Source organism: Aeromonas sp. FDAARGOS 1411 (assembly GCF_019047125.1).
Lineage (GTDB): Bacteria > Pseudomonadota > Gammaproteobacteria > Enterobacterales > Aeromonadaceae > Aeromonas > Aeromonas veronii.
Map to the genome: position 1 here is coordinate 2,451,315 of NZ_CP077214.1, position 25,848 is coordinate 2,477,162.

The 25,848-nt window shown below is 59.7% G+C and carries 25 protein-coding genes and 1 riboswitch; of the genes, 12 read left to right on the plus strand and 13 right to left on the minus strand.

The genetic code is table 11. The annotated features are described in order from the left end of the window. The first annotated feature begins 2 nt into the window (after window positions 1-2). The gene (locus tag I6L41_RS10800; protein WP_216958771.1) at window positions 3-878 is read left to right on the plus strand and encodes a patatin-like phospholipase family protein; all 876 of its coding nucleotides are present in this window, start codon (window positions 3-5) and stop codon (window positions 876-878) included. 72 nt (window positions 879-950) lie between these two features. Here the strand turns inward: I6L41_RS10800 and I6L41_RS10805 are convergent, their stop codons facing one another. Together I6L41_RS10805 and I6L41_RS10810 are read right to left on the minus strand one after the other, a co-directional pair. Continuing rightward, window positions 951-2,291: an APC family permease gene (locus I6L41_RS10805; protein WP_216958774.1), complete on the minus strand. Its 1,341-nt coding sequence runs from the start codon at window positions 2,289-2,291 to the stop codon at window positions 951-953. Window positions 2,292-2,489: 198 nt separating this feature from the next. Then, window positions 2,490-2,756 carry a DNA-binding transcriptional regulator gene (locus I6L41_RS10810; protein WP_005338367.1) on the minus strand — a complete coding sequence of 89 codons (267 nt, stop codon included), beginning with the start codon at window positions 2,754-2,756 and terminating at the stop codon, window positions 2,490-2,492. 258 nt (window positions 2,757-3,014) lie between these two features. Between I6L41_RS10810 and I6L41_RS10815 the strand changes: the two genes are divergently transcribed. The 4 genes from I6L41_RS10815 (at window position 3,015) to I6L41_RS10830 (ending at window position 7,518) form a co-directional block, all read left to right on the plus strand. Beyond that, the gene (locus I6L41_RS10815) at window positions 3,015-3,611 is read left to right on the plus strand and encodes a hypothetical protein (RefSeq protein ID WP_216958777.1); all 597 of its coding nucleotides are present in this window, start codon (window positions 3,015-3,017) and stop codon (window positions 3,609-3,611) included. A 308-nt stretch (window positions 3,612-3,919) separates the two neighbouring features. Further along, window positions 3,920-4,939, plus strand: coding sequence for a porin OmpA (gene ompA / locus I6L41_RS10820; RefSeq protein ID WP_013723997.1), 1,020 nt, complete (start codon window positions 3,920-3,922; stop codon window positions 4,937-4,939). Between the two features lie 307 nt (window positions 4,940-5,246). After that, window positions 5,247-6,248, plus strand: coding sequence for a porin OmpA (gene ompA, locus I6L41_RS10825; protein WP_139405970.1), 1,002 nt, complete (start codon window positions 5,247-5,249; stop codon window positions 6,246-6,248). A gap of 232 nt (window positions 6,249-6,480) precedes the next feature. Next, window positions 6,481-7,518: an OmpA family protein gene (locus I6L41_RS10830; RefSeq protein WP_043818860.1), complete on the plus strand. Its 1,038-nt coding sequence runs from the start codon at window positions 6,481-6,483 to the stop codon at window positions 7,516-7,518. A gap of 85 nt (window positions 7,519-7,603) precedes the next feature. On the opposite strand, the gene I6L41_RS10835 is transcribed toward I6L41_RS10830, so the two are convergent. Together I6L41_RS10835 and I6L41_RS10840 are read right to left on the minus strand one after the other, a co-directional pair. Further along, window positions 7,604-9,298: an NAD-dependent malic enzyme gene (locus I6L41_RS10835; RefSeq protein WP_005338379.1), complete on the minus strand. Its 1,695-nt coding sequence runs from the start codon at window positions 9,296-9,298 to the stop codon at window positions 7,604-7,606. A gap of 69 nt (window positions 9,299-9,367) precedes the next feature. Further along, window positions 9,368-10,225, minus strand: a complete 858-nt coding sequence (locus tag I6L41_RS10840) for an AraC family transcriptional regulator (RefSeq protein ID WP_162628346.1) — start codon at window positions 10,223-10,225, stop codon at window positions 9,368-9,370. 120 nt (window positions 10,226-10,345) lie between these two features. On the opposite strand from I6L41_RS10840, the gene I6L41_RS10845 reads away from it, so the two are divergent. Together I6L41_RS10845 and I6L41_RS10850 are read left to right on the plus strand one after the other, a co-directional pair. After that, window positions 10,346-11,725 carry an MATE family efflux transporter gene (locus tag I6L41_RS10845; RefSeq protein WP_047435970.1) on the plus strand — a complete coding sequence of 460 codons (1,380 nt, stop codon included), beginning with the start codon at window positions 10,346-10,348 and terminating at the stop codon, window positions 11,723-11,725. 123 nt (window positions 11,726-11,848) lie between these two features. Then, complete coding sequence (locus I6L41_RS10850; protein ID WP_005338382.1) at window positions 11,849-12,097, plus strand: YciN family protein; 249 nt, start codon at window positions 11,849-11,851, stop codon at window positions 12,095-12,097. Window positions 12,098-12,130: 33 nt separating this feature from the next. Here I6L41_RS10850 and I6L41_RS10855 read toward each other — a convergent pair whose 3' ends face one another. Beyond that, window positions 12,131-13,252 (minus strand): GGDEF domain-containing protein, encoded by a 1,122-nt coding sequence (locus I6L41_RS10855; RefSeq protein ID WP_005338383.1) that lies wholly within the window; start codon window positions 13,250-13,252, stop codon window positions 12,131-12,133. 246 nt (window positions 13,253-13,498) lie between these two features. Between I6L41_RS10855 and I6L41_RS10860 the strand changes: the two genes are divergently transcribed. Then, window positions 13,499-14,896: a nucleobase:cation symporter-2 family protein gene (locus tag I6L41_RS10860; RefSeq protein WP_216958780.1), complete on the plus strand. Its 1,398-nt coding sequence runs from the start codon at window positions 13,499-13,501 to the stop codon at window positions 14,894-14,896. Window positions 14,897-14,995: 99 nt separating this feature from the next. Next, window positions 14,996-15,712, plus strand: a complete 717-nt coding sequence (locus tag I6L41_RS10865; RefSeq protein WP_216958783.1) for a protein ligase — start codon at window positions 14,996-14,998, stop codon at window positions 15,710-15,712. Window positions 15,713-15,825: 113 nt separating this feature from the next. Here the strand turns inward: I6L41_RS10865 and I6L41_RS10870 are convergent, their stop codons facing one another. After that, window positions 15,826-17,202 (minus strand): sodium:alanine symporter family protein, encoded by a 1,377-nt coding sequence (locus tag I6L41_RS10870; protein ID WP_005338391.1) that lies wholly within the window; start codon window positions 17,200-17,202, stop codon window positions 15,826-15,828. A gap of 107 nt (window positions 17,203-17,309) precedes the next feature. Continuing rightward, window positions 17,310-17,425: riboswitch (glycine riboswitch) on the minus strand. 507 nt (window positions 17,426-17,932) lie between these two features. Here I6L41_RS10870 and I6L41_RS10875 point away from each other — a divergent pair. Beyond that, on the plus strand, window positions 17,933-19,099 hold the full coding sequence (locus I6L41_RS10875; RefSeq protein ID WP_216958786.1) for a type III PLP-dependent enzyme: 1,167 nt from the start codon (window positions 17,933-17,935) through the stop codon (window positions 19,097-19,099). A gap of 88 nt (window positions 19,100-19,187) precedes the next feature. Here I6L41_RS10875 and I6L41_RS10880 read toward each other — a convergent pair whose 3' ends face one another. Together I6L41_RS10880 and I6L41_RS10885 are read right to left on the minus strand one after the other, a co-directional pair. Then, window positions 19,188-20,156, minus strand: coding sequence for a calcium/sodium antiporter (locus I6L41_RS10880; protein WP_216958789.1), 969 nt, complete (start codon window positions 20,154-20,156; stop codon window positions 19,188-19,190). A gap of 126 nt (window positions 20,157-20,282) precedes the next feature. Continuing rightward, window positions 20,283-20,756 (minus strand): peroxiredoxin, encoded by a 474-nt coding sequence (locus I6L41_RS10885; RefSeq protein WP_216958792.1) that lies wholly within the window; start codon window positions 20,754-20,756, stop codon window positions 20,283-20,285. Window positions 20,757-20,911: 155 nt separating this feature from the next. On the opposite strand from I6L41_RS10885, the gene I6L41_RS10890 reads away from it, so the two are divergent. After that, window positions 20,912-21,838, plus strand: coding sequence for a phenylacetate--CoA ligase family protein (locus I6L41_RS10890; RefSeq protein ID WP_216958794.1), 927 nt, complete (start codon window positions 20,912-20,914; stop codon window positions 21,836-21,838). 83 nt (window positions 21,839-21,921) lie between these two features. On the opposite strand, the gene yfcD is transcribed toward I6L41_RS10890, so the two are convergent. After that, on the minus strand, window positions 21,922-22,404 hold the full coding sequence (gene yfcD / locus I6L41_RS10895; RefSeq protein ID WP_058059161.1) for an NUDIX hydrolase YfcD: 483 nt from the start codon (window positions 22,402-22,404) through the stop codon (window positions 21,922-21,924). A gap of 203 nt (window positions 22,405-22,607) precedes the next feature. Between yfcD and I6L41_RS10900 the strand changes: the two genes are divergently transcribed. Beyond that, on the plus strand, window positions 22,608-22,826 hold the full coding sequence (locus tag I6L41_RS10900) for a DUF1107 family protein (RefSeq protein WP_005338403.1): 219 nt from the start codon (window positions 22,608-22,610) through the stop codon (window positions 22,824-22,826). A gap of 52 nt (window positions 22,827-22,878) precedes the next feature. Here I6L41_RS10900 and I6L41_RS10905 read toward each other — a convergent pair whose 3' ends face one another. The 4 genes from I6L41_RS10905 to I6L41_RS10920 all read right to left on the minus strand — a co-directional run bounded on the left by I6L41_RS10905 (window position 22,879) and on the right by I6L41_RS10920 (window position 25,813). After that, window positions 22,879-23,193: a DUF2845 domain-containing protein gene (locus tag I6L41_RS10905; protein WP_033135134.1), complete on the minus strand. Its 315-nt coding sequence runs from the start codon at window positions 23,191-23,193 to the stop codon at window positions 22,879-22,881. A 188-nt stretch (window positions 23,194-23,381) separates the two neighbouring features. Next, a complete protein-coding gene (locus I6L41_RS10910) occupies window positions 23,382-23,993 on the minus strand; it encodes an FKBP-type peptidyl-prolyl cis-trans isomerase (protein WP_005338405.1) in 612 nt (203 codons plus the stop codon). A 150-nt stretch (window positions 23,994-24,143) separates the two neighbouring features. Then, entirely contained in the window at window positions 24,144-24,869 is a 726-nt protein-coding gene (locus tag I6L41_RS10915; protein ID WP_216958797.1) for a copper homeostasis protein CutC, read from the minus strand. A 41-nt stretch (window positions 24,870-24,910) separates the two neighbouring features. Then, window positions 24,911-25,813, minus strand: coding sequence for an ROK family protein (locus tag I6L41_RS10920; RefSeq protein WP_005343908.1), 903 nt, complete (start codon window positions 25,811-25,813; stop codon window positions 24,911-24,913). Window positions 25,814-25,848: the final 35 nt, after the last annotated feature.

The following is a 25,848-nucleotide window of genomic DNA, read 5'->3' on the forward strand; positions in this document are numbered from 1 at the left end:
TCGTGCCACGAAAACCCCGCGTAGGGCTCGCTCTGGGGAGCGGTGCCGCCAGAGGATGGGCCCATATCGGCGTCATCCGCGCTCTTGAACGACTCGGCATCAAGCCCGATCTCATCGCCGGCTGCTCCATCGGCAGTTTTGTCGGCGCCGCCTATGCCGCTGGCGAGCTGGACAGACTGGAGAGCTGGGTACGCGGCTTTACCCGCCTGCAGGTGGTGAGCCTGCTCGACCCGGCCCTCTCCGGCGGCCTCTTTCGCGGCGAAAAGGTGTTTGGCATTGCCGCCAACCATCTCGGGGATCCCGAGCTGGAGAGTCTGCCCATCCCCTTCGCCTGCGTGGCGACCGAACTCGATACCGGCCGCGAGATCTGGCTGCAACAAGGCCCGCTGCGCCAGTCAGTGCGCGCCTCCTGCGGCATGCCGGGGATCCTAACTCCGACCCGGGTCAACGACCGCTGGCTGGTGGATGGTGCCGTGGTCAATCCGGTGCCCATCTCGCTGGCTCGCGCCATGGGGGCCGAGGTGGTGATTGCGGTCAACCTCAACACCGATATGCACCAACCCTGGACCGACGAGCCGGATCAACCCGGCAGCGGCGGCCTGCTCAGCCAGTGGCTCAATCGCGGTGAAACCGCGCCAGCCACTCCGGGTCTGTGGAGCGTGATGAGTGGCTCCATCAACATCATGCAGGAGCGGATCACCCGCGCCCGGATGGCAGGTGACCCGCCGGAGATCCAGCTCTGCCCGCGCCTTGGCAGCTTCTCCATCATGGATTTTCATCGCGCCAGCGATGCCATCAACGAGGGGGAAGCCTGCGTCGAGCGCAATCTCGATCAGCTCAAGGATGAACTGGGCCGCCTCGGGTTGCTGGGCAGTTAGTTGTCGACATGCAGCGGTTTACACATGAAAAAAGCGCCATTCGGCGCTTTTTTTTTCAACTCACTTACCCGGTTACTCCTTACGGTAGAAGAGCAACCCGAGCAGAATCACCCCCACAGAGACCAGCAGATAGAGTCCCAGACTGGGATTGGTGATACCGCCATACAGAATGATGAGCGCGCCCAGGGTGGCGCAGGTCGGGATCACAAACCGCTTTATCCAGCCCAACTCGGTAAAGGTGCGCATGTACCAGAAATAGAGGAACAGATAGAGGCCATAAATCAGCACGATCGGCATCTCGTCCAGGGCGATGTAACGACCGAATGTCTCGTTGATGCTGCAGTACCACAGCACTGAGTAGATCACCGACAACAGCGCTGCCGCGAGGGCCGAGTTGATTGGCATGTGGTGATGCGGTTCGATACGGCTCATCCACTTGGGGGCTGGCCCCTGATTGCGGATCGCCAGCGAGTAGGGAATGCGCATGGTCGCCAACACCAGACCATTGAGGGTGCCGAGGCAGGAGATAATCACGAACACGGTCAAAATGGTCGAGGCAGTCCCGCCAAACAGGCTGGTTGTCGCGAGATTTACCGCGTTATCCCCTTGCGCCACTATCTCGTCCGTCGGCAAGACGCTGGCGATCCCCAGAAAATAGGTGACATAGACCACAAAGACGATCAGGGTGCCAATCACCAGCGCTCTGGGCAGATTCTTCTTGGAATCGCGAATTTCGCTGTTGATGGTCACGGCGGCAATCCACCCCTCATAAGCGAAGGCGGTGGCAACCACGGCCGTAGCCAGAGTGCCTCCGGTGCTTCCTATCCCATCCATTGCCTGCACAAAGTTGGTCACGGTGACACCATTGAGCAAGCCTGAAATGGTGCCCACAATGGCAACCAGGATCAGCGGGATCAACTTGATCAGGGTAGAACCCACTTGCAGCTTGCCCGCCAGGACCGGGGTGTAGAAGTTGATCAGATAGGTGACCGTCATATAGACAGCCGCCAGTATCCAGGTCGCACCAGAGTTGGTCGGATTATCACTACCGAGCAAGATCATGGTGTACAGAGCGGCGACCCAGGCAAGGATGGCGGAAAGAGGGGCGTAATAGAGTACGCCTTTGAACCACCCCACCAGATAACCAAACATTTTGCCGTATGCCGCTTCGGCATAATCGACGATACCGTTGGACTTTTCGATCCGCTGGGCAAACTCGGCAAACACCAGCGCGCCGAAGATCATCGAAAACGCTCCCAGCGCCCATGCCAGCAGCGCAATGGCCAGATTACCGCCAGTCAGACGCAGTACATCATCGGCCTTGAAGAAGACACCGGAGCCGATCACCACGCCGACCACCATCGCAATGGCAGTCATCAGGCCATAGCGTTTATCCAACTCATTACTGCTCATACCCATACTCCATACGATTGCTCATATCATCCTGAATGTAATAGTGTTCAGGTGGCCAGATACCACCAGGGGCCCACTTTTCGGGGCCGCTTATTCTCGTTGGCCTGCATGGATAATTCAAAGCGTGTTAGATCAAAATATCGATCGGCAACCCAAAAAAATACCGCCCGAAGGCGGCATTTCTATTCACATCGATGATCACGCCTTGGCGAGGTCATCCGGGCCAATCTGGCCGATTTCGGCGACTTTCTTGTCTGCCAGCAGCCAGAGAGTGAACTTGTGCAGATCCGGGTGGTGCGCCAGGGCAACCAGGAAGGCGCCCCCAACTTCACGGTAACCCAGCTCGTAGTTTTTCAGCGTGGTGGGAGGAACACCCAGCAAATCTGCAAACTTCGGACGGCTCAAACCGACCGCTTCACGGATCTGACGGATCTTCTTGCCAACAGTGACGATATTTGAATTCATAATGTTCCATACTCCGTTTGGCGGATTTACTCCGCCTTTTATTTTTCGCGACGACTCGTAGTCAAGTGTATCAGTTTTGTTCGGACTCGTTATGGTCGAGCCTCTATCTTATGAGCGCCTTTCGGCGACAACCCTTGCCTTCAAGGGGGGATGGTAATCGCTCAGCCGCCTCAGGTAAACAGTCTCGAAAAGAAACCTTTATTGTGGCCCCCCCAATAACTCGTATAATCCGCCGGATACCCATTAAGAGGAATAAGTATGGCGTTTCCCGGCATTATCTCTCGCCTGCACCCCGTATCCAACACAGAAGAACTGGCACAACAGCGCCTGCAAGGTGAACAATATCGCGCCGAAGCATTCTGGCTTCCGGCCTTGATGTCCAGCCACGCCAGCGAGCTGCTGGCCGCCCTGCCGGAGAGCTGCAGCCTGTTTCTTGAACAGGCATGCCCGGAGCTGGCCTTGCGCAGCCACGACGGCTCCCTGCATAACAATGAGCAGCTCATCACGGTAAATGGTCAGACAATTGCGCTGGCAACCACCCCGGGTGATGGTGGTCTGGTGCCCGAATCAGGCATGTGCGAGATGGCCGACTGGCTGGAGGCGGGACACCGCCATTTCATCTGTTCAGCTGCGGTTCAGCCTGTGGCTCGCGCCATCCTCAACATCTGGCCCCTTGACCCCTATCTGGCCCGACATTTCTTGATGACATTTACCCCTCTGCTGCAGAGCGCAACCCAGGCTGATTACCTCGCGGTCTTTGCCGCCAGAGCGAATCCAGCCAACCCGCATAGCGACTGGGTTCAGGCTTATATGAAGCTGGAGAAGAAACTGCACAGGGCCTATCTGGATCACTAATTAATCAAAATAAACAGCCAGTTAAGGGAACGACACAATTTGCCACAAGGCTCATTTGTGAGCTTGATCATGTTTTAAAATCGGCATAGAGTGCGCCTCGTCATCGGAATGACATCAGTTGCCTGGCAGTGGTTTCTCACGCATTGCGTGCCATGCCAGCGCACTCGACACACCAGGAGAGTGTGCAACCCGGTTCTGCCGGGTCATCTGCCAGACTCGACGCCAGCCGTACGGCGGAGCCTGCAGCTTACATAAATTACAAAGTGTGAAGCACGTGAATAACGTGCGATCTCAACGAGGATTTTTTTATGATGAAAATGGCTCCTTCCATGATCGCCATCGCCATGGCTGCTCTGGGTGCTACCGCTGCTCACGCCGCTGACGACATCTACTTCGGTGCCGGTGTCGGTGCTACTCACTTCAACGGCCTGAACAAGCTGGAAAGCACCAATGTAGGCCAGGAAGACGCGGCTGCTGCCAACGCCTTCATGGGTTACAACTTCACCGAGAACTTCGGTACCGAACTGGGCTACCAGTACACCGGTCGTGGCAACACCGACGGCAACCGTTACGAGAGCCAGGGTGCCACCCTGTCCGGTATCGCCCGTATGCCGGTTGGCAACGACTTCTCCCTGTTCGCTGAAGGCGGCGCCTACTGGGGTCACACCGATGGTCTGGGCACCAGCGACACTAAAGTTTCCCCGCTGGCCGGTGCTGGTGTGACTTACAAGGTAAATGACGCGCTGGATCTGCAAGCTCGCTACCGCTACATGTGGGACGTGGCTGACCTGCACGCCAACGGTGAGCGTTACAAAGCCAACCAGAGCATCGCTACTCTGGAAGCGGTATACCACCCGTTCCGTACTTCCTACGTAGCTCCGGTAGCTGCTCCGGTAGTTGAAGAAGCTCCGGCTCCTGCTCCGCAAGTTGTAGAGAAGAACTTCGCCCTGAACTCAGACGTGCTGTTTGCCTTCGGCAAAGACACCCTGAAGCCGGAAGGCGTTGCAGCCCTGAACGGTCTGTATCAGCAAATCGTTGAGTTCCAGCCGAAAGATGGCAACGCTGTTGTTGTTGGTTACACCGACCGTATCGGTTCCGACGCTTACAACCAGAAGCTGTCTGAAGCCCGTGCCCGTACCGTTGCCAACTTCCTGGTGAGCAAAGGTATGGCTGCCAGCAAAGTTGCCATTGAAGGTCGTGGCGAAGCCAACCCGGTTACCGGCACCAAGTGCAACGGCGTAACTGCTAAAGCTCAACTGATCTCCTGCCTGGCTCCGGATCGTCGCGTAGAAGTTCGCGTATCTGGCGTACAAGAAGTTCAGCAATAATCTGACCTCGTTCAGATAGTGCGAAAAAAAGGGATGCTGCGGCATCCCTTTTTGTTTGTCTAGTTCTCGCTTGCATCCCTCACTCCCGCCTCCCTGCCCTTGCCTGCCTCGTCTCGAAAGCATAAAGTAGTTGCGCCTGTAAGGTATTGGATAAGCACTAAAAAGCGCTTCTTGTCCGGTCTGTTGTCCATGACGCCAATGCATCATGAGAGTCCAAAGCCTTCGCTATCCACTTTGCTGGCGATTTTTCGCAGCAATAAAAACAAGTGCATTGCCCGACATGGGCTAACACAACGAGGATAAACCGATGAAACTCAAAATGGCTCCTACCCTGATTGCACTGGCGCTCGCCGCCGCAGGTACCACAGCTCAGGCTGCCGATGACTGGTACACCGGTGTTGGTGCAGGTTGGGCATATGCTCACAACCTTGACGATGTACAAGGTCTGGATACAGACAAAGACGCCACCGCGCTGAGCCTGTTCGGCGGTTACAACTTCAACGACTACTACGCAGCTGAACTGGGCTACCTCTACGCCGGTAAAGCGGGCGTGGACGGTGCCGATTTCAAAACCCAGGGTGCCACCCTCTCCGGTATCGCCCGCCTGCCGCTGGGCGACATCTTCTCGGTGTTTGCTGAAGGTGGTGCCTACTTCAACCACGTCAACGGCAATGGCAACAGCGACAACGGCACTGCGCCGCTGGCGGGTCTGGGTCTGACTGCCAAGCTCTCCGACCTTATCGATGTGCAGGCACGCTACCGCTATCTGTGGAATCTGGGTGACGAGCAGAAAACCTGGGAGAGCGACATGAGCGTCGCGACCCTGGAGCTGGTGATGCACCCGAATCGCACCTCTTATGTTGCCCCGGTTGCCGCCCCTGCGCCTGAGCCGGTTCCCGAGCCGGTACTGGTCGACAAGAACTTTGCCCTGAGCTCTGACGTGCTGTTTGCCTTTGGCAAATCCACCCTCAAGCCAGAAGGTGTCGCAGCGCTGAATACGCTGTATCAGCAGATCGTTGATGTTCAGCCGAAAGATGGCAGCGCCGTGGTCGTCGGTTACACCGACCGTATCGGCTCTGACGCCTACAACCTGAAACTCTCCGAAGCGCGTGCCCGTACCGTAGCCGACTTCCTGGTTGGCAAAGGTCTGCCGGCTGGCAAAGTTGCCATCGAAGGTCGCGGTGAAGCCAATCCGGTCACCGGCACCCAGTGCAACAGCGTCAAGGGCAAGGCTCAGCTGATCTCCTGCCTGGCGCCGGATCGCCGTGTAGAAGTACGCGTCACCGGCGTGCAGCAAGTACAACAGTAATCCTGCAGTCCGACATAACAAGGAGGCCACCTGGCCTCCTTTTTCTTGCCGCTTATTTCACCCACCTTGTAACCCTCTTTTGCCCCCTTCCTCTTCCCGTCTCGCGCCCTAGTTCACGGCGTGTCGCCCCCCCATACCTCTTTGGTGGTTAAAAACAGCCCGTCACCTATACATAAGTGTGGGGTTTGACCAGCAGGCACCCCACTACACCAAACATCGACGAGGATACGCGATGAACATAAGAGTAAAACCTGTGTGGATTGCACTGGCATTGGCGAGCACAGGCGCACAAGCGGAACCGGTTCACGACTGGTATGCCGGGATTGGCGGTGGCTGGGCCATTGCCCACAATCTGAATGATTTCAGTCAGGATGTCGGCAAGGATGCGACTGCGCTCTCCCTGTTTGGCGGCTACAACTTCACGGAAAATCTGGGGGCCGAGATTGGCTATCTCTCCACCGGTGACTGGGATATCAGCGGCCACGACTTCAACAGCAAGGGAGCCACGCTGTCAGTCATTGGCCGCCTGCCGCTCAGCGAGATGTTCTCGCTCTTTGCCGAGGGCGGTGGCTATATCTATCACGTCGAGTCGGTCAATGGCGGGGACGACAACCTGGCGCCGCTGGCAGGCCTGGGAGTGACGGCCCGGCTCCATGACTGGGTCGATCTGCAGGCACGCTACCGTTACATAGTGCGCGTTGGCGATGATCCGGATAACGGCAAAGCCAACAGCGGTACCCAGCGCTGGGTCAGCGACATCAGCACCGCCACGCTGGAGCTGGTGATCCACCCGAACCGCAGCCAACCCAAAGAAGCAGCCCCCACGCCCGCCCCGGTCGTGGTTCCCCCGCCACCGGCCGAACCGGAGGTGGTGGATCAGACCTTCAACCTCAGTTCCGATGTACTGTTCGCCTTTGGCAAAGCGGACCTCAAACAGGAGGGGATGAGTGCGCTGGACGATCTCTACCAGCAGATCGTCGACGTGCAGCCCAAGGATGGCAGTGCGGTGGTGATGGGGTATACCGACCGCATCGGCTCGGATGCCAACAATCAGAGGTTGTCAGAAGCTCGGGCCCAAACCGTTGCCGACTTTCTGATCAGCAAAGGGTTGCCTGCCGACAAGGTGAGCATCCAGGGCAATGGCGCGAGTAATCCGGTCACCGGCAACCAGTGTGATGCCATCAAGGCAAAGGCGGCGCTCATCGACTGCCTTGGGCCAGATCGCCGGGTAGAGGTGCGTGTCACCGGCGTACAGGGCGGCAGCGAGTAGTTGATCTTGAGGCGATAACCATGTCAGACGTGCAGTAAAAAGGGATGCCGAGGCATCCCTTTTGCTTTGCATCTTCCCGCAGAAATCAGAACGAGGTGCGGCGGTAGCGGCGATATTCCGGATGCCAGAAGTTGGCGTCGATGGCCTGATCGATCACCTCGTCCGGGGTCTGCACCGCCTTGCCCTGCAGCATGGCTGTCTTGGCCACCATCTTGGCGATGTAGCGGGAGACCTGATGGATATCCGCCAGATCCGGCAGCAGGGAGCCCTCCTCCCCTTTCACCAGCGGTGAACACTCCGCCAGCGCGCGACTGGCCGACATCAGCATGGCGTCGGTCACCCGGGTGGCGCCGGAGGCGATGACGCCAAGGCCGATCCCCGGGAAGATGAAGGAGTTGTTGCACTGGGCGATGACGTAGCGCTTGCCCTTGTGCTCCACCGGTGCGAACGGGCTGCCGGTGGCCACCAGCGCCTGACCGTCGGTCCAGCGGATGAGGTCAGCCGGCGTCGCCTCGACCCGGGAGGTGGGGTTGGAGAGCGGGAAGATGATGGGACGGGCACAGTGCTTGTGCATGGTCTTGACCACCTCTTCGGTAAACAGCCCCGGCTGGCCGGAGACCCCGATCAGAATGTCCGGGCGCCCATGTTCCATTACCTCCAGCAGGGAGATATTGTCCCCCACCGGCCAGTCGGCGATGCGCTCCACCGGTTGGGAGAGACGGCGCTGGAAGTCGAGCTGGTTGGGGATCTTGTCGGTGATAAGACCGAAGCGGTCCACCATAAAGACACGGCTGCGGGCCTGGGCATCGGTCAGCCCCTCGGCCTTCATCTGTGCCACGATCTGCTCGGCAATGCCGCAACCGGCACTGCCCGCACCGAGAAAGGCAACCCGCTTCTCGGAGAGCTTGGCACCGGAAGCCTTGCAGGCGGCGATGAGGCTGCCCAGGGTCACAGCAGCAGTACCCTGAATGTCGTCGTTGAAGCAGCAGAGCTCGTTCTTGTAGCGGTTGAGCAGCGGCATGGCGTTGTTCTGGGCGAAATCCTCGAACTGCAGCAGGATATCTGGCCAGCGGCGCTTGACCGCCTGAATGAAGGCATCGACAAACTCGGCGTACTCATCTCCCGAGATACGCGGATTGCGCCACCCCATATAGAAGGGGTCATTCAGCAGTTGCTGGTTGTTGGTGCCGACATCCAGCACCACCGGCAGGCAGTAGGCGGGCGAGATACCGCCACAGGCGGTGTAGAGGGAGAGCTTGCCGATGGGAATGCCCATGCCGCCGATCCCCTGATCACCCAGACCCAGGATCCGCTCGCCATCGGTCACTACGATCACCTTGACGTTCTGCTTGGTGGCGTTTTGCAGCATGTCATCGATCCTGTCCTTGTCCGGATAGGAGATAAACAGGCCACGGGCGCGGCGATAGATATTGGAGAACTCCTCGCACGCCTTGCCCACCGTCGGGGTGTAGATGATGGGCAGCATCTCGGTCAGGTGGTTGTGCAGCAGACGGTAGAAGAGCGTCTCGTTGGTATCCTGGATGTTGCGCAGATAGATGTGCTTGTCCATGTCGTTACCAAACGCCATGAACTGGCGATAGGCGCGCTCGGCCTGCTCTTCGATGGTCTCGATATTCTGGGGCAACAGACCTTCGAGGTTGAAGTTGCTACGCTCTTCGCTGGTGAAGGCGCTGCCCTTGTTGAGCAAGGGGGTCTCCAGCAGGGCGGGACCGGCGTAGGGAATGTAGAGAGGACGTTTCTGGTTATTATCTTCAAACATGGATCTTGGTACCTAAACGGTTAGCTAGACGCAGGGACCCGCCGATCCTAGGGGCTTGTCTCATTAATTTCAAAGAGTTTGCACATCCGTTGCAAAAGGTTTGCGACCCAGTCGACGAAAGGCGCCGGGGGTCTGACCAGTCAGACGACGAAAGCGGTTGGCAAAGTTGGCCCCATCGCTGTAACCGACCCGGGCCGCCAGCTCGCCAAGTGGCCAGTTGGTATAGAGCAGCAGCTGGCGCGCCTTGTTCATTCTGAGCTCGGTCACCCTCGCCATCGGCCCCATACCGAACGCTTGCTGGCAGAGGCGATGCAGATGGGGTACAGAGCAAGCCATCTGTCGGGCCAGCAGGGCGACACTCCAGGGTTCGTCCAGGCGCGCCTCCACCCGGCGAAACAGAGCCTGCAATCTGAGTTCAGGGGTGCCGCGCACCTCCCCTTGCAGGGTGCGCTCCAGCAGCGCCAGCAACAGGCTGAGCAGTTGAGGTTGCAGCGAAGAGCGAACCCCTTCCCCCTGCATCAGGCTGAGCAGATGGTAGAGCTGATCGCCGCCATCTCCTTGCCAGATACGGTGACCAAGGCGATGCAGGTGCTGCCAGCGCGGCACGTCATCGAGCAAAATCCAGCTGATCTGCCAGCTTTCGCCAATCAGCTTGAGACCACCGGGGACGGCGGCGGGCAGGAAAATCAGCGACCCGGCCGGAATGGCTTGCTCCCCCTCGTCGGTGAGCAGCGCGCCCCCCTCATCATGACTCATCATCAGGATGTGAAACTCGGGGCGATTGCGGCGGATGAGGTAGTGATCCCGCACGCGGGAGAGGCCGGTCAGGAAGATCCCTGCCTCGCCGAGCAGGGGCAGCCCTTCACGTCCCAGCATCTGCTCTTCACAGGCTGGCGCTATCTCCAGACACTCGCTGGCAAATGGCATAACACCTCAACAGGATAGTTTTACACAAGAAAATCGAGAGCTACTCACAGTGAGAAGAGCCTTATCAGCCCCTATCATACCCCTGACAAACCTTGCTTTTCTCATACCCGGTTAACAACTATGAATTATTGGCAAGCGATTTTAAAACAAACCACCGATCGCGAGTTCATGACCCGATTGTGGCGGCTGGCTCTGCCTGTCTCGCTGCAATCCATGATGTTCTCCCTGCTCGGCCTCATCGATATCATGATGGTGAGCCAACTTGGCACCACGGCTGTGGCGGCGGTCGGCTTGGGTAACCGGGTCTTCTTTTTCAATCTGCTGGTGATAGCGGGCCTCGCGGGCGGGGTCTCGGTATTGGCAGCACAATACTTCGGGCGCGGGGAGATGGCCGGGGTGCGCCGCTCCCTGGCGCTGGCCATAGTGGGCGCCCTGCTGGTCACCCTGCCCTTTGCCTTCATCTATGTGTTATCACCGGGCAGCGTGCTGGGTTTTGCCAGTCAGGATCCGGCACTGCGGGCACTGGCGGATCAATTCTTGATGATCACCGGCGCCACCATCCTCTGTACCGCCATCGTGGTGCCGCTGGAGTCAGCCCTGCGCTCGGTCGGCAATGCCGCCGCGCCGACCCGCATCGGCATTATCGCCATCATCGCCAACGTCATCCTCAACTACGCCCTCATCTTCGGTCACTTCGGCTTCGAGGCGATGGGGGTGGCCGGTTCGGCCTGGGGCACCACCATTTCCCGGCTGCTGCAGACAGCCCTGCTGCTGCTCTACGTAAAGCGTTATGAGGCGCGCCTGATCCCGCGCGCACCAGACTGGCTGGCCGCCTTCAAGCGCAAGGAGGTGGTGCGCTTTACCCTAATCGCCCTGCCGCTGCTGTTCCATGACGGCCTCTGGGCCTTCGGCATGCTGATTTACGGCTTTCTCTATGCCCATCTTGGCACCGATTCGCTGGCCATCATGACCACCCTCGGCACCCTGGAAAGCATCCTTATCTCCCTCTTCTTCGGACTGGCGGTGGCCTGCTCCACCCTGCTCGGCCACCGGCTCGGAGCCGAGGAGTACGAGATTGCCTGGCAGCACTCCCAGCTGTTCCTGCTGCTGGCACCGATTGGCGCGCTACTGGTGGGGATCATCGTCTGGCTGCTGCAAGCCAACCTGCTGCAGTGGGTCGGCAACCTGCCCCCCGAGCTGATGACGGAGGCGGGACAGGTGCTCGGCATCATGTGTCTCGGGATGCTGCTCAAGGTGTTCAACATGGTGGGGATCATCGGGGTGCTGCGCTCTGGCGGCGATGTGAACTACAGCATCTTCATCGATATTGTCGGCATGTGGTGCATCGGCATCCCGCTCGCCTGGGTGGCGGTCACTTTGCTCGGCTGGCCCCTCTCCTGGGTGGTGGCGGTGGTCTTGCTTGAGGAGCTTAGCAAGGTGCTGCTGGTGCAGCGCCGTATTCGCCAGCGCTGCTGGTTGAAGAATCTGGTGATCGGATAAACAGCCACAAATCGGGGTCATATCAATGACAGAAAAACCCTGTTTGCAGTATGCTGGGCGCCTCTTCAATCAGAGGCAGGGATCCACGGTTTCCCTGTCCAGTAGTCGTTTAAGGAGACGAGCATGCAACCACAGAAAGAGCTGATCACCGAGACGGCCCTGCTTGAGATGGCCAACAAGATCATCAAGGAGCATGAAGACTTCATCCACGGTATGCGCGCCGATTCGGTGGAGCAGAAGGGGGATATTCTGGTGTTCAAGGGGGAGTATTTCCTGGCCGAAGACGGCACCCCGACCGGCAAAACCATGGCGGTCTTCAACATGTTCAAGCTGCTGGCCCAGCAGCTCTCCGGCAAGTACAAGCTGGCCTGATCGCACCAGCACATTGTCAACAGGATGCCGCCCTCAGGCGGCATCTGTTTTTGCGCGGTTTTGCCCCTCGACCACCACGCAGTTGCGTCCCGCCATCTTGGCCTGATAGAGACACTCGTCGGCACGGTTGATCAGAATATCGATGGTGTCATCGGCACGAGCCATGGCAATCCCGATACTCACCGTCACCTCCAGCAATTCGTCCGAGGTGGGGCTCTTCACCAGCCGCGCCTCGACGGCAATGCGCAGCCGCTCGGCCATTTTGCTCGCCAGCGCCGGATCGGCGCAGTTGTGCATCAGGATGGCAAACTCTTCACCACCATAACGCCCCAGCACCATATCAGGCTCCAGCTGCTCCCCCAGGGTGGTCGCCACCTCCTTGAGCACCGCATCCCCCGCCAGATGGCCGTAGATATCGTTGATCCGCTTGAAGCGATCGAGATCCAGCAGCATCACCGCAAAGGGCTTCTTCTTGAGTTGCAGCCGGATTCTGGCCTGCTCCAGCTGCTTCATCAGCAGGCGGCGGTTCATCATGCCGGTCAGCTCATCAGTGGTCGATTCCCGATAGAGCCGCAGCAGCATGTTGAGCTGGCCGCACTGCACCCAGCAACTGGCCATGGTAAACATGCCGAGCACCCACACCTGATTCAGGGTGGCCTGACTCCAGATGCTCTGGCCCACCAGCAGCCAGTGACCCAGCAGCATGGTCACCAGCACCACACCTGCCAGTTGCAAGCCGAGGGAGAGGGGGATGGGGAAGATGGCAAACAGGGTGATCAGCAGATAGGGAAAGGCCGCATAGCCCGCCTGCAACTCCTGTCCGGCGCCAAAGCTGTTCAGGCAGAAGAGGGAGAAGAGCATCATCACGGCCATCAGGTAGCCAAGGGCCAGCTTCATCCGCTCCCGCTTGAAGTGGATGAGATACGAGAGCGGAATAAGTGGCGAGAGCGCCAGAGTGCAGAAGATCCTGGCCTGGAACAGCTGCTCGAAATGAACGGCGGGCAAGGTCAGCCAATCCACCACGGCCCAGGCGGGCAATCCGAGCATCAGCAAGCAGGTCAGCAGGCGCAAACGCACCGTCATAAAGCCCATGCGAGTACGAGTAAAGTCTTCGGAGTGAACCCTCGCACTCCAGAACTCTGACAACTTGAGCATCCAGAGTCTCCACGATGAATACTGAGGGCTCATTCTACACCTACAAAGTGGTAAAAATGTCATTAGCGGGGAGAATAAAAAGGAGAGGTCGGTCACACAAACCGACAGATGATAATCGCAGCGCGCAAACGTTTCAACCCATCAAAAAATAAACCTTTTTTTGCATAATTAGCGCTGGTCAGCCTCATTTCAATCACTACAATAGCGCCCAATTTTCTCCCCCTCCCCACACAATTCGAGGTACTTATGGAACAGGCTGCTGTCACACGCGCCAATCGAGAGGCACATCCACCCAGGCGAGCCCATAGCGAACTGGTCTATGGCATAGAGGATGTCCCGCCTCTGCCCCAGACGCTGTTCGCCGCCCTGCAGCATATGCTCGCCATGTTTGTCGCCATCATTACCCCGCCCCTGATTATCGCCAATGCCCTCGGCCTCCCTGCCGCCGACACCCGTTATATCGTCTCCATGTCGCTGGTCATGTCCGGCATCGCCTCCTTCATTCAAACCCGCCGCTTCGGCCCCATCGGTTCCGGCCTGCTCTCGGTACAGGGCACCAGCTTCAACTTCCTCGGCCCCATCATCGCCTCCGGTCTCGCCCTCAAACAGGCGGCCATGCCCACCGAGGATCTGTTGGGCACATTGTTTGGCACCATGATGGTTGCCGCACTCACTATCGTGGTGATGAGCCGCTTCCTCCATCTGGTGAAACGGATCATCACCCCGCTGGTGACCGGCATAGTGGTGCTGCTGATCGGCCTGACCCTGATCAAAGTGGGCCTGATCAGCATGGGCGGCGGCTATGCAGCCCTCTCTGATGGCAGCTTCGCCAGTCACACCAACCTCTTCCTCTCCCTGCTGGTGCTCGGCCTTATCGTGTTGCTGCAACGCAGTCGCAATCCCTGGTTGCGCCTCTCCGCCATCATGATCGCCATGCTGGCGGGCTATGCCGTGGCGCTGCTGCTGGGCAAAGTGAGCGCCCCCACCTTCGACGGTCCGCTGGTGATGGTGCCCATTCCGCTCCACTACGGCCTAGGCTTTGACTGGCAGCTGTTCGTGCCGCTCGCCATCATCTTCGTGGTGACGGCGCTCGAAGCGATCGGCGACATGACCGCCACCTCGGACATCTCCGGCGAGCCGCTGGAAGGGCCTGTCTATATGGAGCGGATCAACGGCGGCGTGCTGGCCGATGGTGCCAACTCCATACTGGCGGCGGTTTTCTCCACCTTCCCCATGTCCACCTTCGCCCAGAATAACGGCGTTATTCAGCTGACCGGCGTCGCCAGCCGTCACGTCGGGCTCTTTATCGCCGCCATGCTGGCGCTGCTTGGCCTGTTCCCGGCGGTCGCCAGCCTGGTACAGCAGATCCCCGAGCCCGTGCTGGGGGGCGCCACTATCGTGATGTTCGGCACCATCGCTGCTGCTGGCGTGCGCATCATTGCCCGCGAGGAGCTGGATCGCCGCGCCCTGATGATCCTGGCAGTGTCGCTGGCCATGGGGCTGGGAGTCGCCCAGGTGCCGGAAGTGCTGCAACACCTGCCGGAGCTGGCCAAGAGCGTGCTCTCCTACGGCGTCGCCACCGGTGGCATTACCGCCATCGTGCTCAACCTGCTGCTGCCCAAGCGCGAAGCGCGCCACTCCTGAAACACAGCCTACCGATAGCAAACAGCCCCGCACTGCGGGGCTTTACCTTGCCAGTCGCCACGGGTAGTGTGCTGGGCAGCCTTTTTTGAGGATGCCGCCATGCCCTATCGCCTGCTCTCCCCCCTATCCAATACCGCTTCACCCGCACAGATACTGGCGCAAGAGCAGAACTGGCTGCGCGACTGTGCCCATGACGGCCAGCCCCGCGCTCACCTGTGGCAGGCGCCCCAATGCCTGATTGTCACTCGCAAAGATACCCGCCTCCCCCATTACGAAGCCGCCTGCCAGCAACTTGCAGCTGAAGGCTGGCCAGTGCATGTGCGCGACAGCGGTGGCACCGCCGTGCCCCACGGGGCGGGGATCCTCAACCTATCCCTGCTGCTGCCCCGCACCACCACAGATCTCGCCCACTACTACCGGCTGCTGGGGGCGCCGCTGCTGACCCTGTTGGCGGAGTACGGCCTTGAGGGAAGCTATGACTTCGTGCCCGGATCCTTTTGCGATGGTCAGTACAATCTGGTGATCGGGGGACGCAAGATCACCGGCACTGCCCAGCGCTGGCTGGCGCCGGGGCAGGATCACCAGGGCGCCGTGCTGGCACAAGCCATGCTGCTGGTGGCGGGTGATGTGGATGAGGGAACCAGAATGGCGAGCCGCTTCTACGAGCTGGCGGGCGGCGAACTGCGTTTTATGGCGAGAACCTCCACCACGCTGGCAAGCTGCATCGATTGGCGCGGTAGCGATCAGGCACTGGTAGAGAAAGTGCGAGCACGTCTGGATAGCCTGCTGAGCGAGGGGCTATCCCCCCCATCCTGACCTTATTCCGAAGGGAGAGGGGAAGTACTCATCCAGAAACACTGCGCACAAAAAGCCACGACCGGAGTCGTGGCTTGTTCTTTTCAATGGACACGTGAAACGGGCCGAGGCATTCAGGCCGTCTGCGGCTCCGGCTCGGCTTCGCTATCCAGATCCCGGCTAAAGTAGGCGCGGGTCTCGGCGATCACCACATGGCGCAGACCAATCAGGCCGATGAGGTTGGGCACCGCCATCAGGCCGTTAACGATATCGGCCAGCAGCCAAATCATGTCCAGATGGAGGAAAGCACCGCTCGCCACCAGCGCCAGATAGACCAGACGATAGGGCTTGATCGCCTTCACCCCGAACAGGTACTCGGTGCAGCGCTCGCCGTAGTAGTTCCAGCCAAGGATGGTGGTAAAGGCGAAGAACAGCAGGCCAATGCTCACCAGATACTGGCCGACATGAGCATCGAGCCCCTGGGCAAAGGCCAGACTGGTCATGGCCGCGCCGCTTGCATCGCCGCTCCACACGCCTGTGACCACCAGGGTCAGGCCGGTCATGGTGCAGATGATGATGGTGTCGATGAAGGTACCTGTCATGGAGACCAGCCCCTGCTCTACGCACGAATCGGTCTTGGCCGCCGCCGCCGCGATGGGTGCAGAGCCAAGTCCCGATTCGTTGGAAAAGACCCCGCGCGCCACCCCGGACTGAATGGCCAGCATGATGCTGGCGCCGACGAAGCCGCCGGTCGCCGCATGGCCGGTGAAGGCACTCTCGATAACCAGCATGACGGCATCGGGCAGGGCGCTGGCGTTGTTCACCAGCACGCCCAGACAGGCGACGATGTAGAAGATGGCCATGAAGGGCACCACCTTGCTCGACACGCTGGAGATGGACTTGATCCCCCCCAGGGTCACCAGCGCCACGATCAGGGTCAGCACCACGGCAGTCGCTTCACGGGGCACCGAGAAGGAGAGGCTCATGGCGTCGGAGATGGCATTGACCTGCGGGAAGGTACCGATCCCAAAGAAAGCCACACCGATACCAAACAGGGCAAACAGCTTGGCCAGCGGCTTGGAACCGAGCCCCTTCTCCAGATAGTACATGGGGCCACCCGCCATCTGGCCGTTGGCATCCTGCTCTCGATATTTGACCGCCAGCAGACACTCGGCGTACTTGGTGGCCATGCCGAACAGCGCCGCCATCCACATCCAGAACAGGGCACCGGGGCCGCCGAGCTTGATGGCGGTGGCCACCCCGACGATGTTGCCGGTACCGATGGTGGCAGAGAGAGCGGTGCACAAGGCGCCGAAGCTGGAGACATCCCCCTGCTTGCCCTGCCCCTGATCGCGGCCAAAGACCAGCCGCAGAGCGAGCGGCAAACGCACGACCTGAAGCAGACCCAGACGCAGGGTGAGATAGATACCGGTCCCGACCAGCAGGATCAGCAGGGGCGGCCCCCAGATAAAGCTATCGATGGCGGTTAACGCCGATTGAATTGATGACATGCATCCTCCTTAAGAAACAGAAATTAAGGAGGAGAAGGATGATCTTCCCATAGGTGTCGCGATCGGCCAGAGGCGATCGGATGCGGGCCAAGCCCAGGTACAACCATCCCATCCCCTCTGTCCTTTTGCCTGAGAGTTTCCGGCGCCAGCCTGCCCTTGCGGGTAGTCATGGTGCCTTGCTCCTTCGGCGCCCGATTTAACGGGTCTCTCCAGAGTATCGTCCAGTAGCAGTCCACACCGGTTGCCCGGTACCTGAAAGATTCACTTCTTCGGTGGATGGTTGCCCATCGCTCTCCTGCTACCTTCATCCGAACTAGTTTGGATTAGGAAGTCGGCATGTTAATCCAAAAAATGTGAGCTGTCTCGCACTTGGCCGCCCCCATTTATATTTTTTTAGTGACCGCCAGAACCGCGGCAAGAATGTTAAATATTAGTTAACTATCAACAAGTTAGGCTCTCACGGATCAAATGTGGCCCAAACGGGAAAAATGGCGGATAGAGAACAGTGATCCCTCTCGTTTCGCCAAGAAAATCTTGCCGACATATCCAATCAAAATGCTTGCACACAGAATCAATAAGCCGATAATCCGCTGCATAACCAAGCACTTTGCCATCAATTTATGCACTGTGTTCGGTTGGTCCCACCGGACCGCTCGCCTGACCCGGCCGTCGCCGGTTCAATCGCATATGGCTTGGGCATATCACGCCCCCTAAGGATGACCAAAAGAGAATGAACGAGACCCTGGTTGCAAAAGATGTGGTCGCACAAGATTACCGTCAGCTGGTTGAACAATTCGGCTCCCCCCTGCTGCTGCTCGACAAGGCAGTCGTCCGCAAACAGTATCGGGCCCTGGCCGCAGCCCTGCCCGATGTACGATTGCACTATGCACTCAAACCCCTGCCCCATGAGGCGGTGGTCTCTGTCTTGAAGGAAGAGGGGGCCTGTTTCGATCTGGCCACCAATGGCGAAGTGGATCTGGTGCGCAGTCAGGGGGTTCGCCCGGGACGTTGCATTCATACCCATCCCATCAAGCGCGACAGCGATATCCGTTACGCGCTCGAGTTCGGCTGCACCGTGTTTGTCTACGACAACCCGCTGGAGCTGGAAAAGTTCATTCCCTACAAGGACGAAGTGAAACTGCTGCTGCGGGTCAGCTTCCCCAACCCCGAGACCAAGGTCGATCTCTCCAAGAAGTTCGGCTGCACTCCGGAGCAGGCGCTGCCGCTGCTGCAACTGGCCCACGCCAAGGGGATCAAGGTGATGGGGCTGTCGTTCCACGTCGGCTCCCAGGTACCCCACGCCCGTCGCCATGTGCAGGCCATCGACGCCTGCCGCGAGATCATGGAGCAGGCCTGGGCGCTCGGGCTCAAGCCCTGGGTGCTGGATATCGGCGGCGGTTTCCCGGTGGATTATGAAGGGGGCGAGTTCGATATCGACGGCTTCTGCGCCCCGATCCGCGAAGCGCTGGCCAAGTTGCCCGCTACCGTGCAGAAGATTGCCGAACCGGGCCGCTTTATCAGCGCACCGGCCATGACTTCGGTTTCCAGCGTGATGGGCAAGGCCCACCGTGGCGACAAGATCTGGTACTACCTGGATGACGGTCTCTACGGCAGCTACAACGGCCAGCTCTATGACCACGTCACCTATCCGGTGAGCACGCCTTATGCCAGTGGCGAGCAGCACAATTCGGTGCTCTCCGGCCCCACCTGCGACAGCGTGGATGTGATCCGCGATGGCATCATGCTGCCGGATCTGGCTATCGGCGAGTTGGTGGTTGGCAAGGTGATGGGCGCCTACACCTGGGCCTCCGCCTCCACCTTCAACTTCTTCCCCAAGGCCAGCATCCTCATTCTGGACAGCAGCCAGAAGGGGCAGAAGCTGGTGGCAGTAGCCTGAGCACACCGCTCGCTCGCCAACAGGTTCACTGGGCAAAAACAAGAGGGGGAAGCTTGAGCTTCCCCCTCTCTCATTTCACCAACCCCTATCAGATAAACTGACTGGTCAGCAGCCAGCCGGTATAGGCAACGAAGCAGGTGAGCAGCACGCCCCCCTCCAACCGGTTGATGCGGCCCTGTCCCTTGCGGCCCAGGCACATCACCAGCAGCAACAGGGTCAGCCCCATCATGATGCTCCAGTCACGGGTGAGCACCTCCGGCGCCACATCGAGCGGGTGGATGCCCGCCGCGATCCCCACCACCGCCAGGGTGTTGAACAGGTTGGAGCCGAGCACGTTGCCAAGGGCCAGATCATGCTCGTTCTTGCGAATGGCGATCAGCGACGAGGCTAGCTCCGGCAGAGAGGTCCCTACCGCGACTATGGTGAGACCAATCACCAGATCGCTGATGCCGAGCGCCTGGGCGATGGTCACCGCCCCCCAGACCAGTAGACGGGAAGCACCGATCAGCAGCACCAGCCCGACCACCAGCCAGAAGATAGCGCTCTTGAGGGACATCCCCTCGCTCTCGATATCCTCGGCGGTCTCGGTATCCAGCGCATCTCCCTTGCCATTCAGGCCAGCCCAGATGGACCAGCCCATCAGAGCAACGAAGACGGCCCCCAGAATGACCGCATCCATCCGGCCCAGATGACCATCAATCAGCAGGGCGCCGGAGAGCAGGGTAATACCGAGCAAGATCGGGATCTCCTTGCGCACAACCTGAGAGGCCACCGCGATAGGGCTGATCAGTGCCGTCAGACCCAGGATCAACGCGATATTGGTGATGTTGGAGCCATAGGCATTGCCGAGTGCCAACCCGGGATTGCCCTGGGACGCCGCCAGCGCCGAGACCACCATCTCCGGGGCCGAGGTACCAAAACCGATGATCACCATGCCGATCAGCAGCGGCGGCATCCCCGCATAACGGGCGGTGGCGGCAGCGCCGTCGACAAACTTGTCTGCGCTCCAGACCAGCAGCGCCAGTCCGGCAATCAGGGCAACAAAAGCCAGGGTCATAGGATCTTCATCTCTTGTTATCTGCAACGAAGCGCCAGCCCGAACGGGCAGGCACCATGGGAAAGTGGCGCCAGTGTAGCTGTGCCACCTTCCATTTCAAGGGGAAATCAAACCGTGATTAACATTTCATAGTGCAGCCAGCAGGCTCGCGGCATCGGAGACCTCGAACTTGCCCGGTGCCTCCACAAACAGCTGCTCGACCACACCATCGTTGGCGATCAACGCAAAGCGCTGGGCGCGCACGCCGCCAAAGGCACCGGTCTCCTTGGCAAGGCCCAGCGCCCGGGTCCAGCTGCCATCGCCATCCGCCAGCATGGTGATCGCCTCTGCATTCTGGGCCGTCTGCCAGGCCCGCATCACGAAAGCGTCGTTGACCGACAGACAACAGATGGCATCCACCCCTTTGGCTATAAACTGATCGGCCAGCACCACATAACCGGGCAGATGGGCATTGGAGCAGGTGGGAGTAAAGGCGCCGGGTACCGCAAACAGCACCACTTTTTTACCGGCGAACAGCGTCTTGCTATCCCGCAGCTGCTTGCCCTCGACGGTGATAAAGGTAAATTCGCCCGCAGGCAGGGGTTGTCCTACAGCAATCATGATTTCTCGTCCTGAGTCGTGATGGGAAGTCGCCAGTTTATCCCAGAGTGACGATGCCGCCTAACAGAGGCTCTGAGCCTGACCATGGATAGCGGCAGGCATTTTCCCCTTGGGCAGACTACTCTTGAGCTGGTTTCACGGCGCCAGGAGGCCCCATGCAACACTATTACGATGGTCTGGAAATTCGTCCCCCCGCCATGCGCGAACAGCAGCAACTGGACCAGCTCAATCATCAGCTTACCCATGTCAGTCAATATTGCGCCGGTTACTCCAGCGCCTATCGCCAGTGCCGCCTCGAGGATCTGGCAGAGCTGGCCACCCTGCCACTGCTCGACAGCAAAGAGCTCTTTGCCGCCCAGCAAGCTCATCCCCCCTTTGCCGGTCTCACCGGCCGCCCCGCCAGTCAGGCGTTGCGGGTCTTCTCCTGTCCGGGCCAGCTGGCCATTCCCGAATATGCCGGGGCAGACTGGTGGGGCGCCGCCCGGGCGCTGTTTGCCGCCGGTTTCAAGGCGGGGGAAGTGATGCTCAACGGCCACGACTATCATGCTGGCCCCACCGCCTTTATTTTCGATAACGGCGCCCGCCAGCTGGGCGCCCCCGTGGTGCCCTGCGGGCCCCACGATACCCAGCGCCAGCTGGAGGCGCTGCTGCGCTATCAACCTACCGGCTACGTTGGCCCGCTGGTGACCCTGCTCGACCTGCTGGAAGCGGCCGAAGCGGCGGAGATCCCGACCGACTCGCTGCGCCGCGCCCTGCTGTGTGAAGCCTCTCACCCGGAAACCACGCCACTGCGCGCCATTCACGGCATTGCGGCCCTCAACTGTCTGGTGTGGCAGGATGTAGGGGTGGTGGCCTACGAGAGTCAGCCCGGTCAGGGCTTTATCGTCAACGAGAGCTGCATCATCGAGATCATCGATCCCGCCAGCGGCAACCCCGTGAGCGGCGACGAGACCGGCCAGCTGGTGGTGACCCGGCTCGATCTCGAGTATCCGCTGCTGCGGCTAGCCACCGACTGGCAAGGTCACTGGCTCGCCAAACCGAGCGCTTGCGGGCGCACCAACCGGCGCCTCAAGCTGGTGTAGCAGACCAAGTAAATGCACAAAGGCAGACGGGCAGCCATCAGGCTGCCCGTCTTGTCTCTGGAGAAGAGGATATATGAAGTTGGTCAGCGTCTCGCCTGCCAGGTGGCGATGGCGAGCAGGGAGTCGGGGGTAAATTCGCTGGCACGCTCGGCGATCTCGGCCAGGCTCATCCAGTGCACCGCGCTCACCTCTTCGGCCTGCAACTGCAGCGGCCCCTGATAGTGGCAACTGAAGAGGCCACCCCAGACCCGGTAGCCCTCCCCTTCTGCATAAAAGCTGCCAAAACCCTGCAGAGGAACATCCATAATCCCCAGCTCCTCGGCCAGCTCGCGCCGGGCGGAGCGCTCCATCTCCTCACCGGTGGTGACCACGCCACCGGCGCAGGCATCCAGCATGCCGGGGCAGAAATCCTTGCTGAGGGTGCGTCGCTGCACCAGGATCCGATCCGCGTCGTCGAGCACCAGAATATAGCTGGCGCGATGGCAGAGATTCTCCCGCCGCACCTTGGCTCGCTCGGCCACGCCAATCACCCGGTTATTCCCGTCCACCACATCAACCCATTCCACGCACAGGCCCTTTTATTTGTTCCATTCAAGCCCGCAGTATATCGGTGCGGTGGTTTGTCATGGCACAACTTTTTCGATGACGCCATCAATTTGCCGAACTCACTGGCAAAATAAGGATTCATGCAAATCTTTATAAACCGTCATATCAGTGTCATCGACCGACACCATAGTGTGCCCTGTCCAGGCAATCAGGGAACCGTGTGATGAAGGTATTCAAGCAGTTATCCCCACGGCAGATCGCTCGCTACATCAAGAGCTTTCATCGAGGCTATTTTGCCATCGAGTCGCTGGGGACATTTGAATTCAATGCGGGCAGGATCAGCCTCCATGGCCTGACCTGCCGCCAGCGGCTAAGACTGGCTCGCCAGATCAATCTGGCGGTCAGACAACTTGGTCACCGCGACCCCTTGCCGGACATGTGAGTCAAAGGGTCTTGCCCTACTGTCTGTTGTGCATCCATGCTTTGCCCGCCGGCTACTCGCCGCGCGGGCCGTTTTCGATATCGGTAATGATGCCGTTGCGCACCGTCACAAAGCGCATGAACTCGTTCTTGCCGAAGTTGTAGGTCCAGCGTTCACCATATTTGACCTGCACCATGTTGCCAAACTGGTTCTCCTCGTTGCGATTGAGCTCTTCACGCAACATCGGCTCACCGCACTTGAGCAGCATCTCGGCGGTGGTGTCTCCCTCGGTGATCAGGGCGTTCTTGCAGCGCATGGCGTCGGCACTGGCCGGAATGCTCAGCAGCAACAGAGCCAGCCCCGCTACTTTCTTCATCTTCTTGCTCATCGGGTTCTCCTTATCCTCTCTAATGAGTCGCAGTATGCCTGTTCCCGTTTCTGAAAAAACCAGTAAAAAGCGCAAAAGAGCCGCCCTTTTCTCCTTTCCAGCCCGCTGGTCGCGACAAATGCTGTCTATCACATAACCCAAAAACAAACGGCGACCCGAGGGTCGCCGTTTGCATCAAGCCAGCAGGATCACAGGATGTCCAGCAGCTCGACTTCAAATACCAGCGCAGAGTAAGGCGGGATGGAGCCCGCACCACGGGCACCGTAGGCCAGATCGTGGGGGATGTAGAGCTTCCACTTGGAACCAACCGGCATCAGCTGCAGCGCTTCAACCCAGCCAGCGATCACGCCGGTTACCGGGAATTCAGCCGGCTGGCCGCGAGCGACAGAGCTGTCGAATACGCCACCGTGGGTGAAGGTTCCGTGGTAGTGCACACGCACGGACTGACCGGCTACCGGAACGGCACCGTTGCCTTCTACCAGCACTTCGTACTGCAGACCGGAGTCGGTCACCTTCACTTCAGCGCGCTTGGCGTTATCAGCCAGGAAGGCTTCGCCGTCAGCAGCGGCGGCCTTGGCGGCGGCTTCCTGCTCTTCTTGCATACGCGCAGTGATCACCTGGAAGGCATCATTGATATCGTCACGGCTGACCGCGAACTCCAGACCATTCAGGGCATCTGCCAGACCTTGTTGCAGGGCCGGGATATCCAGACCGGCGAAGGCTTGCTGCGCCAGCTGATCACCCATGTTGCGGCCGATGCCATAGCTGGCCTTCTGTTCGATAGAGTCGTATTGGGACATTGAGATGTTGCTCCAGATCCATGTAGTAAAGAGGCGGGATAATATCAGACTTTTGGCCGGGGTGCTGCCGGGGGCGCCCCTGATTTCCCCGTCAGTGGGAGGAACTTCACACAAGATGCGGATGAACGCCGCCCAACGGCGGCGATCTGCTTAACCGCGATCCAGCAAGGCTCTGACCGCAGCCACCTTGGCGCCATCGGTGATATTGACCCGACCATCGTCCGAAGTGCCCATATTGACGCCATGGGGTACCATGCCACCACGCCAGCCCATGCCGGACATATGCACTTCGCTCACCCCAGTGAACTCGATAATGGTCCGCACGTTGTCGGCATTGACCCCGGCCCCTGGCATCAGGCTGGCACGTCCTGCCAGCGCTTGTTGCATCTCCTGCAGGGTTTCCAGCCCCGCCAGCGCGGTCGGCGCATGGCCCGAGCTTAAAATGCGCTCGCAACCGGCAGCGACTATGGTCTCCAGATCGAGGCGCCAGTCGGAGGAGAGGTCGATGGCGCGATGGAAGGTGACCCCCAACGATCCTGCTGCATCCACCAGCTGTTTGAGCTTGGCGGCAGGCACCCGCCCCTCCTCATCCAGCAGACCGACCACCACCCCTTGCAGCCCCGCAGCGCGTGCCGCCGCGATATCTTGCAGCATCATCTCGAACTCGCCGTCGTTGAAGCAAAAATCCCCGGCACGCGGGCGGATCATGGCATAAACCGGCACGGTGGCGTGACGGGCTGCCTGCTGCATAAAACCGTAGGAGGGGGTCAGGCCGCCCAGACCCAGCGCAGAGCAGAGCTCGATGCGGTCCGCCCCGGATTGCTGGGCAGTAAACAGGGATTCCAGGTTGTCGATACAGATTTCAAGACGGGTCATGAGGACTCCTTTTTCGGGGAGATCAGACCCCACATCTGATCTCATAGATTGAGCAAGGCTGCGCCGCGCACACCACCGGCACCGCCAAAGCGGGCCTGGCGGATCTCGGGCAGGGCGACCCCGGGCAGCAAGTGACCGGGCAGACGCAGCGGCAGCTGTTCATAGAGGGCGGGCAGGCCGCTCAGGCCGCCCCCCAACACCACCACTTCGGGATCAATCACCGAAATGGCGGTGGCAAGCCCGGCGGCCATGATCTCCAGCCAGCAGTCGACCGTCTCGACCGCATGGGGTTCATGGGCCTCGAAGCGTCCCACAATCTGGTGACCCGTGGCGCGCTGGCCATGGAAATGGTGATAGAGACGCTCCAGACCGGTGCCGGAGGCATAGGTTTCAAAACAGACCAGACGACCGCAACCGCAACGGGGACGGGGCAACTCGGGGTACTTCATCAGCATGGTCGCGGGCAAGGGGTAGTGACCAATCTCGCCAGCCAGCCAGTTGCGCCCCTGAATAAGCTTGCCTGCCAGATAGACGGCGCCGCCGATGCCGGTGCCGATGGTGACACCAAGCGCACTGCCTGCGCCGTCGGCAGCCCCTTGATGCACTTCGGACCAGAGGAAGCAGTTGGCGTCGTTATCCACCTTGACCGGCCGCTCCAGCAGCTCGGCCAGATCGGCGCCCAGATGGCGACCATTGATGGAGGGCAGATTGGCCGCCACTATGCTGTGATCCTGGCTGTTGATGACACCGGGGAAACCGATGCCGACCGAGCCCCGTGCGCCGAAGCGGGCATCCGCCTGCTCGACCCGGGAGCGGATCAGCTGCTGCAACCCCTCATAATCGTTGCCCGGGGTACTCATGCGCTCCTCGTGGCAGAGGTTCAATGCACCATCATAGACCGCGAAGGCGATCTTGGTGCCACCGATATCAAAGCCGTAATACATGCCAGCACTCCCTTGTCAGCCCGTGTTTATCCAAC

Coding starts and splice junctions, on each gene's coding strand:
- I6L41_RS10805 (WP_216958774.1), bottom strand. CDS start 2,291: ATGAGCAGTAATGAGTTGGATAAACGCTATGGCCTGATGACTGCCATT.
- I6L41_RS10810 (WP_005338367.1), bottom strand. CDS start 2,756: ATGAATTCAAATATCGTCACTGTTGGCAAGAAGATCCGTCAGATCCGT.
- I6L41_RS10815 (WP_216958777.1), top strand. CDS start 3,015: ATGGCGTTTCCCGGCATTATCTCTCGCCTGCACCCCGTATCCAACACA.
- ompA (WP_013723997.1), top strand. CDS start 3,920: ATGATGAAAATGGCTCCTTCCATGATCGCCATCGCCATGGCTGCTCTG.
- ompA (WP_139405970.1), top strand. CDS start 5,247: ATGAAACTCAAAATGGCTCCTACCCTGATTGCACTGGCGCTCGCCGCC.
- I6L41_RS10830 (WP_043818860.1), top strand. CDS start 6,481: ATGAACATAAGAGTAAAACCTGTGTGGATTGCACTGGCATTGGCGAGC.
- I6L41_RS10835 (WP_005338379.1), bottom strand. CDS start 9,298: ATGTTTGAAGATAATAACCAGAAACGTCCTCTCTACATTCCCTACGCC.
- I6L41_RS10840 (WP_162628346.1), bottom strand. CDS start 10,225: ATGCCATTTGCCAGCGAGTGTCTGGAGATAGCGCCAGCCTGTGAAGAG.
- I6L41_RS10845 (WP_047435970.1), top strand. CDS start 10,346: ATGAATTATTGGCAAGCGATTTTAAAACAAACCACCGATCGCGAGTTC.
- I6L41_RS10850 (WP_005338382.1), top strand. CDS start 11,849: ATGCAACCACAGAAAGAGCTGATCACCGAGACGGCCCTGCTTGAGATG.
- I6L41_RS10855 (WP_005338383.1), bottom strand. CDS start 13,252: ATGCTCAAGTTGTCAGAGTTCTGGAGTGCGAGGGTTCACTCCGAAGAC.
- I6L41_RS10860 (WP_216958780.1), top strand. CDS start 13,499: ATGGAACAGGCTGCTGTCACACGCGCCAATCGAGAGGCACATCCACCC.
- I6L41_RS10865 (WP_216958783.1), top strand. CDS start 14,996: ATGCCCTATCGCCTGCTCTCCCCCCTATCCAATACCGCTTCACCCGCA.
- I6L41_RS10870 (WP_005338391.1), bottom strand. CDS start 17,202: ATGTCATCAATTCAATCGGCGTTAACCGCCATCGATAGCTTTATCTGG.
- I6L41_RS10875 (WP_216958786.1), top strand. CDS start 17,933: ATGAACGAGACCCTGGTTGCAAAAGATGTGGTCGCACAAGATTACCGT.
- I6L41_RS10880 (WP_216958789.1), bottom strand. CDS start 20,156: ATGACCCTGGCTTTTGTTGCCCTGATTGCCGGACTGGCGCTGCTGGTC.
- I6L41_RS10885 (WP_216958792.1), bottom strand. CDS start 20,756: ATGATTGCTGTAGGACAACCCCTGCCTGCGGGCGAATTTACCTTTATC.
- I6L41_RS10890 (WP_216958794.1), top strand. CDS start 20,912: ATGCAACACTATTACGATGGTCTGGAAATTCGTCCCCCCGCCATGCGC.
- I6L41_RS10900 (WP_005338403.1), top strand. CDS start 22,608: ATGAAGGTATTCAAGCAGTTATCCCCACGGCAGATCGCTCGCTACATC.
- I6L41_RS10905 (WP_033135134.1), bottom strand. CDS start 23,193: ATGAGCAAGAAGATGAAGAAAGTAGCGGGGCTGGCTCTGTTGCTGCTG.
- I6L41_RS10910 (WP_005338405.1), bottom strand. CDS start 23,993: ATGTCCCAATACGACTCTATCGAACAGAAGGCCAGCTATGGCATCGGC.
- I6L41_RS10915 (WP_216958797.1), bottom strand. CDS start 24,869: ATGACCCGTCTTGAAATCTGTATCGACAACCTGGAATCCCTGTTTACT.
- I6L41_RS10920 (WP_005343908.1), bottom strand. CDS start 25,813: ATGTATTACGGCTTTGATATCGGTGGCACCAAGATCGCCTTCGCGGTC.